The sequence below is a fragment of the Faecalimonas sp. LCP19S3_D12 genome (assembly GCF_052121495.1).
Classification (GTDB): domain Bacteria; phylum Bacillota; class Clostridia; order Lachnospirales; family Lachnospiraceae; genus Faecalimonas.
The window spans coordinates 54,300-64,349 of record NZ_JBQKED010000015.1 but is presented as its reverse complement, the minus strand read 5'-3'; the positions used below and the strand labels follow the sequence as shown (position 1 = coordinate 64,349).

The 10,050-nt window shown below is 49.9% G+C and carries 7 protein-coding genes and 1 pseudogene; all 8 read left to right on the top strand.

Annotated elements, in window-relative coordinates; translation table 11 throughout:
• Nucleotides 1-121: 121 nt before the first annotated feature.
• Nucleotides 122-1,519 (top strand): FtsK/SpoIIIE domain-containing protein, encoded by a 1,398-nt coding sequence (locus ACTQXY_RS06410; RefSeq protein ID WP_441658791.1) that lies wholly within the window; start codon nt 122-124, stop codon nt 1,517-1,519.
• Nucleotides 1,520-1,683: 164 nt separating this feature from the next.
• The gene (gene mobT / locus ACTQXY_RS06405; RefSeq protein WP_118209979.1) at nt 1,684-2,895 is read left to right on the top strand and encodes a MobT family relaxase; all 1,212 of its coding nucleotides are present in this window, start codon (nt 1,684-1,686) and stop codon (nt 2,893-2,895) included.
• Nucleotides 2,896-2,946: 51 nt separating this feature from the next.
• Entirely contained in the window at nt 2,947-3,168 is a 222-nt protein-coding gene (locus tag ACTQXY_RS06400; protein WP_002570387.1) for a hypothetical protein, read from the top strand.
• A gap of 129 nt (nt 3,169-3,297) precedes the next feature.
• Nucleotides 3,298-3,786: an antirestriction protein ArdA gene (locus ACTQXY_RS06395; protein WP_173721802.1), complete on the top strand. Its 489-nt coding sequence runs from the start codon at nt 3,298-3,300 to the stop codon at nt 3,784-3,786.
• 89 nt (nt 3,787-3,875) lie between these two features.
• Complete coding sequence (locus tag ACTQXY_RS06390) at nt 3,876-4,268, top strand: conjugal transfer protein (RefSeq protein WP_005427021.1); 393 nt, start codon at nt 3,876-3,878, stop codon at nt 4,266-4,268.
• Nucleotides 4,252-6,706: pseudogene (locus ACTQXY_RS06385) on the top strand (ATP-binding protein). Before ACTQXY_RS06390 ends, ACTQXY_RS06385 begins: the two are co-directional and overlap by 17 nt.
• The gene (locus tag ACTQXY_RS06380; RefSeq protein ID WP_441658790.1) at nt 6,703-9,045 is read left to right on the top strand and encodes a CD3337/EF1877 family mobilome membrane protein; all 2,343 of its coding nucleotides are present in this window, start codon (nt 6,703-6,705) and stop codon (nt 9,043-9,045) included. The pseudogene ACTQXY_RS06385 and the gene ACTQXY_RS06380 overlap by 4 nt, the downstream one beginning before the upstream one ends.
• A complete protein-coding gene (locus tag ACTQXY_RS06375; protein ID WP_441658789.1) occupies nt 9,042-10,046 on the top strand; it encodes a lysozyme family protein in 1,005 nt (334 codons plus the stop codon). The genes ACTQXY_RS06380 and ACTQXY_RS06375 overlap by 4 nt, the downstream gene beginning before the upstream one ends.
• Nucleotides 10,047-10,050: the final 4 nt, after the last annotated feature.

Genomic DNA, 10,050 nt, shown 5'->3' with positions numbered 1-10,050 from the left:
CGTAAACCATCGAATGGTAGGAGGTTTTAAACAATCCACAGTATCTCCAACAGTATAGCATATAGACCTTGGAGAGGGTCTATAAACACTACTACTTTATAATACGAGGAGGATTGTTCCCATGAAGCAGCTTTTTCTCCGTGGAAAACGTATCCGCCCCACGGATAAAGACCTTGTGTTCCATGCTGCCCTTGCCGCCCTGTTCCCTGTCTTCCTGCTGGTTGTCCTACTGTTTCATATCCGGCAAATAGCCGGAACCAACTGGCAGGAAGTGCCCCTCTCCCAGATAGCACAGGATGTAAATATCCCTTACCTGTTATTCAGCATGGGCATGGCAGGGCTGGTGTGTCTTACAACAGTTCTTCTGTTCTGGCGATACCGCAGGGACGAAGTAAAGCAGCTCATCCACCGCCAAAAGCTGGCAAGGATGGTGTTGGAAAACAAGTGGTATGAATCGGAGCAGAGAAAGGAAGACGCTTTTTTCAAGGACTTGTCTTCCAGCCGTTCCAAAGAAACCATCACTTACTTTCCCAAAATCTACTACCGGATGAAACAGGGCTTGCTCCATATCCGTGTAGAAATCACCTTGGGGAAATATCAGGAACAGCTCTTAAACTTGGAGAAAAAACTGGAAAGCGGCTTGTACTGTGAGCTGACGGATAAGGAATTAAAGGATTCCTATGTGGAGTACACCCTGCTCTATGATACCATTGCCAACCGTATCTCCATTGAGGACGTACAGGCAAAGGATGGCAGGCTCCGGCTCATGGAAAATGTCTGGTGGGAGTATGACAAGCTCCCTCATATGCTCATTGCCGGAGGAACCGGCGGCGGAAAGACCTACTTCATCCTGACCCTCATTGAAGCCCTGCTCCGCACCAACGCCGTCCTGTTCGTGTTAGACCCCAAAAACGCCGACCTTGCGGACTTACAGGAGGTTATGCCGGATGTGTACTACAAAAAGGAAGATATGCTCGCCTGTATTGACCGTTTCTATGAGGAAATGATGAAACGCAGCGAAGACATGAAGCTCATGGAGAATTACCGGACAGGGGAAAACTACGCTTACTTGGGGCTTCCGGCAAATTTCCTTATCTTTGATGAATATGTGGCATTTATGGAAATGCTCGGCACAAAGGAAAATGCCGCTGTCCTCAACAAGTTAAAACAAATCGTTATGCTTGGGCGGCAGGCTGGTTTCTTCCTGATTCTCGCCTGCCAGCGTCCAGACGCAAAGTATCTGGGGGATGGAATCCGTGACCAGTTCAATTTCCGTGTGGCTCTGGGGCGGATGTCGGAAATGGGCTATGGGATGATGTTCGGGGAAACCACAAAGGACTTCTTCCTAAAGCAGATAAAAGGGCGTGGCTATGTGGATGTGGGAACCAGCGTTATCTCGGAGTTTTACACACCCCTAGTACCCAAAGGACACGATTTCCTCAAAGAAATAAAAAAACTGACAGACAGCAGGCAGGGAGTGCAGGCGGCGTGCGAAGCGAAAGCCGCAGAAACGGACTGACCTGCTGTGGCTGGTGTGCCGCAAGGCACGCTAGCATAAACCCCTCGTATCTAACAGAGGGGTACAAATCGACAGGCAACAACCAAACAACAGGGCAGAATCCCACGGTACACAAGGGATTTTTCCCATATCCGGCGTATGTCAACAAGGCTCCGAAAGTTGACATACGCTTTTTTAGACAGGAGGGATTTTCGCTGAACGAAGAAACATGGGTACGGGACATCAAAGAGAAACGGGAAGTTTACGGTATCTCACAACAGAAACTTGCCTTAGCTGCCGGAATTACCCGTCCGTACCTGAGCGATATTGAAACGGGCAAGGCTCACCCATCCGAAACATTACAGGAAACCATCACGAAAGCTCTGGAACGCTTCAATCCAGACAATCCCCTTGAAATGCTCTTTGACTATGTGCGGATTCGCTTTCCCACTACGGATGTGAAGCATATCGTGGAAGACGTGCTGCGGCTAAAACTGCCTTACTTTATCCATGAAGACTACGGCTTCTACTCTTACACGGAGCATTACTATCTGGGGGATATTTTCGTTCTGGTATCACCGGAACTGGAAAAAGGGGTGCTGTTGGAACTGAAAGGGCGTGGCTGCCGCCAGTTTGAAAGCTATCTGCTGGCACAGGAACGGAGCTGGTATGAATTTTTCATGGACGTTCTCATGGAGGACGGCGTGACGAAGCGGCTTGACCTCGCTATCAATGACAAAACGGGAATCCTGAACATTCCCAATCTGACAGAGAAGTGCCGGAATGAGGAATGTATCTCGGTCTTCCGCAGCTTCAAAAGCTACCGCAGCGGCGAACTGGTACGGCGTGGGGAAAAAGAATGTATGGGGAACACCCTGTATATTGGTTCCCTCCAAAGTGAGGTGTACTTCTGCATTTACGAAAAGGACTATGAGCAGTACAAGAAGCATGATATTCCCATTGCGGACGCAGAGGTAAAGAACCGCTTTGAAATCCGGCTGAAAAATGAGCGTGCCTTTTACGCCATCCGTGACCTGTTAGAACATGACAATCCAGAACGGACAGCCTTTCAAATCATCAACCGCTATGTCCGGTTCGTGGACAGGGACGATACAAAGCCCCGTTCTGACTGGCGTATCAGTGAGGAATGGGCGTGGTTTATCGGGGAACACAGGGGAAGCCTGAAACTGACAACCAAACCGGAACCCTATTCCTTTGAACGCACCCTGCACTGGCTCTCCCATCAGGTAGCACCCACCTTAAAGCTGGCTCTCCGTCTGGATAAGATGAACCACACCCAGATTGTCCATGACATCATCACCCATGCAAGGCTGACGGAGAAGCATGAAAAAATCCTGAAGCAGCAAGCCGCCGCTGCAAAGGAGGTGGTGCTTTAACGGCGGCAATCTTGAAACATAAGGAATCTTACAAGAAAGAAAGGAGCTTTTATGAATTTCGGACAGAATCTTTACAACTGGTTTTTATCCAACGCCCAGTCCCTTGTGCTGCTGGCAATCGTGGTGATTGGACTGTACCTTGGATTTAAGAGGGAATTTTCCAAACTTATCGGTTTTCTGGTGGTGTCCCTTGTAGCGGTCGGTCTGGTCTTCAATGCGGACGGTGTAAAGGACATTTTACTGGAACTGTTCAATAAGATTATCGGTGCATAGAAAAAACATATCACACTTCCGTTATGGAGCAAGCTCTGATTGCTTCATAGCGGAAGTCCACTAGGGGCTTGGGGAGCGTAACTCCCCAAAAGAAGCCTGACGGAGAATGGAGGTGACACTGTGGAAGAAATGCGGATTTACATTGCCAACTTAGGAAAATACAATGAGGGCGAACTGGTGGGGGCATGGTTTACGCCGCCTGTGGATTTTGAGGAAGTCAAGGAACGTATCGGCTTGAATGATGAGTATGAGGAATACGCCATCCATGACTATGAGCTGCCCTTTGAGATTGACGAATACACCCCCATTGAGGAAGTCAACCGCCTGTGTGAAATGGTGGAGGACTTACCGGAGTACATTCAGGAGGAACTATCAGAGCTGCAATCCTACTTTGGCAGTATCGAAGAACTCTGTGAGCATGAAGACGATATTATCTGCCATTCCGGCTGTGACGATATGGCGGATGTGGCTCGCTACTATCTGGAAGAAACTGGACAGCTTGGGGAACTTCCGGCACACTTACAAAACTATATCGACTATGCAGCCTATGGGCGTGACATGGAATTGGAGGGAACCTTTGTTGTCACAAACCACGGCGTATATGAAATCTTACGGTAGACCCGTCTGTATCTCTTTCAAGAAATACAGGCGGCTTTTTTATTCAGGGGCGGCTTTTGCTGCCCCATCTTTTAGAAAGGACGGACAACATGAAAAAAATACGAAGCTATACCAGTATCTGGTCGGTGGAAAAGGTACTCTATTCCATCAATGATTTTAAGCTGCCATTCCCCATCACGTTCACACAGATGGCGTGGTTCGTGGTATCGGTGTTTGCAGTTATGCTCTTGGGGAACCTCCCTCCCCTTTCGTTCATTGACGGGGCATTTTTGAAATATTTCGGCGTACCCTTTGCCCTCACTTGGTTCATGTGCCAGAAGACCTTTGACGGGAAGAAGCCTTACGGCTTCCTGAAATCCGTACTGGCATATCTGGTACGCCCGAAACTGACCTATGCAGGAAAGCCCGTGAAGCTGGAAAAGGAATATCCGGCACAGCCCATCACGGCAGTAAGGAGTGATATTTATGGCATATCCGATTAAGTATATCGAAAATAACCTTGTGTTCAACCATGACGGGGAGTGCTTCGCTTACTATGAGCTACTTCCCTACAACTATTCCTTTTTAAGCCCCGAACAGAAATATCAGGTACACGATTCCTTCCGGCAGCTTATCGCCCAGAACAGGGACGGGAAGATTCACGCCCTGCAAATCAGCACCGAATCCAGCATACGGGCGGCACAGGAACGCTCCAAACAGGAAGTGACAGGCAAGTTAAAGGAGGTTGCCTGTGCAAAGATTGACGCACAGACCGAAGCCCTGATTTCCATGATAGGGGAAAATCAGGTGGACTACCGCTTTTTTATCGGCTTCAAGCTGCTTGTTAATGAGCAGGAAGTCACCATGAAGCAGTTTCGCAGGGAAGCAAAGACCGCTGTTTCCGACTTCCTCCATGAAGTCAACCACAAGCTCATGGGGGATTTTGTTTCCATGAGCAATGAGGAAATCTGGCGGTTTCAGAAGATGGAAAAACTGTTGGAAAGTAAAATCTCACGCCGCTTTAAAGTCCGGCGGCTTGATAAGGACGATTTTGGTTATCTGATTGAGCATTTATACGGGCAGACCGGAACCGCCTACGAAGATTATGAGTATTACCTGCCAAAGAAGCGGTTTCAGGAAGAAACGCTGGTGAAATACTATGACCTCATCAAGCCCACCCGTTGTCTGATAGAGGAAAACCAGCGGTATCTGAAAATCGAACAGGAAGACGGGACGGTTTATGCCGCCTACTTCACCATCAACAGCATTGTGGGGGAACTGGACTTCCCATCCTCGGAAATCTTTTACTATCAGCAGCAGCAATTCACTTTTCCCATTGATACCTCTATGAATGTGGAGATTGTCACAAACCGGAAAGCCCTCTCCACGGTACGGAACAAGAAAAAAGAGCTGAAAGATTTGGACAACCACGCATGGCAGAATGACAGTGAAACCAGTACAAACGTGGTGGACGCTTTAGACAGCGTAAATGAGCTGGAATCCACCTTAGACCAGAGCAAGGAATCCATGTACAAGCTGTCCTATGTGGTGCGTGTGACGGCTCCCGACTTGGAAGAACTAAAACGCCGCTGCAATGAGGTGAAAGATTTTTATGACGATTTGAACGTGAAGCTGGTTCGCCCCTTTGGGGATATGCTGGGGCTGCATGGGGAATTTCTCCCTGCCAGCAAACGGTATCTGAACGATTACATCCAGTATGTCACCAGTGACTTCCTCGCTGGTCTTGGCTTCGGGGCAACCCAGATGTTGGGGGGAACCGGAGGGCATTTATATCGGGTACAGCCTTGATACGGGAAGAAACGTGTACTTAAAGCCTGCCCTTGCCAGTCAAGGGGTAAAAGGCTCTGTCACCAACGCCCTTGCTGCCGCTTTTGTCGGCTCCCTCGGCGGTGGAAAATCATTCAGCAACAACATGATTGTCTACTACTGTGTATTATTTGGGGCACAGGCACTCATTGTTGACCCGAAAGCGGAACGGGGACGCTGGAAAGAAACCCTGCCGGAAATTGCCCATGAAATCAATATCGTAAACCTGACCTCGGAGGAACAGAACAGGGGGTTACTCGACCCGTATGTGATTATGGAAAACCCAAAGGATTCCGAATCACTGGCAATCGACATCCTGACCTTTTTAACGGGCATTTCCAGCCGTGACGGGGAGAAGTTCCCTGTTCTTCGGAAAGCCATCCGTGCGGTGACAAACAGTGAGGAACGTGGGCTTTTCAAGGTGATTGAGGAACTTCGGGCGGAGGGAACCACCATCAGCACCAGCATAGCAGACCATATCGAATCCTTTACGGACTATGACTTTGCACACCTGCTCTTTTCGGATGGGGATGTCACACAGTCCATCAGCCTTGAAAAGCAGCTCAACATCATTCAGGTGGCGGATTTGGTGCTGCCGGATAAAGAAACCTCGTTTGAAGAATACACCACAATGGAATTGCTTTCCGTGGCAATGCTCATTGTAATCAGCACCTTTGCCCTCGACTTCATCCACACCGACCGCAGCGTGTTTAAGATTGTGGATTTGGATGAAGCATGGAGCTTCTTACAGGTGGCACAAGGCAAGACCCTCTCTATGAAGCTGGTTCGTGCCGGACGTGCCATGAACGCAGGCGTTTACTTTGTCACCCAGAACACGGACGATTTGCTGGATGAAAAGCTGAAAAACAATCTGGGCTTGAAATTTGCGTTCCGTTCTACGGACATCAACGAAATCAAGAAGACCCTCGCCTTTTTCGGGGTGGATTCTGAAGATGAAAACAACCAGAAGCGGCTCCGTGACTTGGAAAACGGGCAGTGCCTTATCAGCGATTTGTACGGGCGTGTGGGCGTGATACAGTTCCACCCTATCTTTGAAGACCTGTTCCATGCCTTTGACACCAGACCGCCTGTTAGAAAAGAGGTGGAGGAATGAAGATAAGAAAGCCCATCCAGCAGGGGACAGCCCTTGTCCCTTGCCGGATAAAGGGAAAAACCTCCCTGAAAAAAATCGGGAGCATGGCAGGAAAAGTGATTGGCAGGGTGCTTCTGGCACTCCTGCTCATCTTCCTGCTGCTGGCAGTCTTCGGCACAGCCGCCCACGCTGCCGGACTGGTGGATGATACGGTGGACGCTGCCAACGAATACAGCAAATACCCTCTGGACAACTACCAGCTTGATTTTTATGTAGACAGCGGATGGGACTGGCTCCCGTGGAACTGGCTGGACGGCATCGGAAAACAGGTGATGTACGGGCTGTATGCCATCACAAATTTTATTTGGACAATCAGCCTGTACCTTTCCAACGCTACGGGGTATCTGATTCAGGAAGCCTACTCACTGGACTTCATTTCCTCTACGGCGGATTCCATTGGGAAAAATATGCAGACTTTGGCAGGCGTTACCACGGGCGGCTTGTCCTCGGAGGGATTTTATATCGGGTTCCTGCTGATTCTCATTCTGGTGGTGGGACTTTACGTTGCCTACACAGGGCTTATCAAACGGGAAACCACAAAAGCCATCCATGCCGTTGTGAATTTCGTGGTGGTGTTCGTGCTGTCCGCTGCCTTTATCGCTTATGCTCCTGATTATATCGGGAAAATCAATGAATTTTCCGCAGACATCAGCAACGCCAGCCTGACCCTTGGTACAAAGATTGTGCTGCCGAACTCGGAAAGTCAAGGAAAAGACAGCGTGGATTTGATACGGGACAGCCTGTTTTCCATACAGGTCAAGCAGCCGTGGCTCCTGCTACAATACGGCAACTCGGATGTGGAAAGCATTGGGGCTGACCGTGTGGAAAGCCTGCTCTCAACCAGCCCAAACGAAAACAACGGGCAGGACAGGGAAGAAATCGTAGTGGAGGAAATCGAAGACAGGGAAAACACCAACCTTACCATCACAAAGACCATCAACCGCTTGGGAACCGTCTTCTTCCTGTTCATGTTCAATATCGGTATCTCCATTTTTGTATTCCTGCTTACTGGGATAATGATTTTCTCACAGGTGCTTTTTATCATCTACGCCATGTTCCTGCCTGTGAGCTTCCTCCTTAGCATGGTTCCCTCTTTTGAGGGGATGTCCAAACGTGCCATTACGAAACTGTTCAACACCATCCTTACCAGAGCCGGAATCACCCTGATTATCACGGTAGCATTCAGCATTTCCACCATGCTCTACAACCTGTCTGGGGAATATCCGTTCTTCCTGACGGCGTTCTTGCAGATAGTGACCTTTGCCGGAATTTATTTCAAGCTGGGGGATTTGATGGGGATGTTCTCCTTACAGAGTGGGGATTCTCAAAGCATGGGGAGCCGTATCATGCGAAGACCCCGTATGCTCATGCACGCCCATATGCACCGTTTACAGCATAAGTTTGGACGTTCTGTGGCGGCTCTTGGGGCTGGAACGGCTGCCTACCATGCAGGAAAACAGGCTGGCTCAGACCAGAGAACTGCTTCCAGCTCCGGTTCTTCCAAACGGACGCAGGCAGACCACAGCAGACCAGACGGGCAGGCAGCACCGGAAAAGGAATCCGCATGGAAACGGGCTGGCTCTGCGGTAGGTGCGGTGGTAGATACCAAAGATAAGATAGCCGATACTGCCGGACAGCTTCGGGAGCAGGCAAAGGATTTGCCTGTCAATGCAAAGTACGCCCTTTATCACGGGAAAACACAGGTATCAGAGGGAGTACGGGATTTTACTTCCAGCGTGACCCAGACCCGAACTGCCAGAGCCGAACAGCGGAACGCACAGACAGAAAGCCGCAGACAGACCATTGCAGAACGCAGGGCGGAACTGGAACAGGCAAAACAGCCGCAACAGACAGCTTCCGAATCTCCCAAAGGGGCGGCTCCCGTCCATGAACGCCCTGTTACTGCAAAGCAGCCGGAAGATTTCCGACATCATGCAGATACCACTCATACAGGAAAACCAGCCATGCAGCCAGTTTCCCCATCCATCAGGGAACGGAGACAGGTTCCTTATGGGGGAACTGTGGCAGAACGGGCTTCGGTTCCAGTGGTAAAGGCAGCTTCCATCCACCATGAACAGATACCGTCTGTAAGGGCAGAACGCCAGATAGTCCCTCCGGCTTCCCCAGACAAACCAGAGGAAAGACAAAAGACAAATACGGCTCCTGTGATACCGGAAAGAAAACGGGCTGCCCCTGCGGTAAAAGAATCGAACTTTACCATCCGGCGTACCACCGCCAGAAAGGAGTGGACAAAAACGGTAACAGCGGCTGCCAAACAGAAGAAAGGGGAGAAACCATGAAGTTAAGACACCTTTTCTTTGCCTGTTCCGGCGTGTTCGTGATGATGTTCTCCCTGCTCCTTTTGGTGGTGATTGTCTTCTCGGATGAGGAAGACGGCGGAAGCGGCGGAAACCTTATCTATGGGGGCGTGAGCGTATCACAGGAAGTCCTCGCCCATAAACCTATGCTGGAAAAGTATGCAAGGGAATATGGCATAGAAGAATACTTAAATGTGCTGCTCGCCATCATTCAGGTAGAATCCGGCGGCACGCTGGAAGACGTTATGCAGTCCTCGGAATCTCTGGGGCTTCCCCCGAACTCCCTTAGTACAGAGGAATCCATCAAACAAGGCTGCAAATATTTCTCGGAACTGCTCGCAGCGGCAGAAACAAAGGGCTGTGACTTAAACAGTGTGATTCAGTCCTACAACTACGGCGGCGGTTTCCTAGACTATGTGGCAGGACACGGGAAAAAGTACACCTTTGAACTGGCAGAGAGCTTCGCAAGGGACAAATCCGGCGGAAAGAAAGTCACCTACACCAACCCTGTTGCGGTAGAGAAAAATGGGGGCTGGCGGTATTCCTACGGAAATATGTTCTATGTCCTCTTGGTATCACAATACCTGACCGTGGCACAGTTTGATGATGAAACGGTACAGGCTATCATGGACGAAGCCTTAAAGTATGAGGGATGGACGTATGTGTACGGGGGCGATTCCCCCTCCACTTCCTTTGACTGTTCGGGACTGGTGCAGTGGTGCTATGGCAAGGCAGGAATCGCCCTGCCACGGACAGCACAGGAACAGTACAATATGACGCAGCACATCCCCCTGTCCGAAGCAAAAGCAGGGGATTTGGTCTTTTTCCACTCCACCTACAACGCCGGAACCTACATCACCCATGTGGGGCTATATGTGGGAAATAACCGGATGTACCATGCCGGAAATCCCATTGGTTACGCAGACCTGACAGGCTCCTACTGGCAACAGCACCTTGCCGGAGCCGGACGAATCAAACAATAAGAAA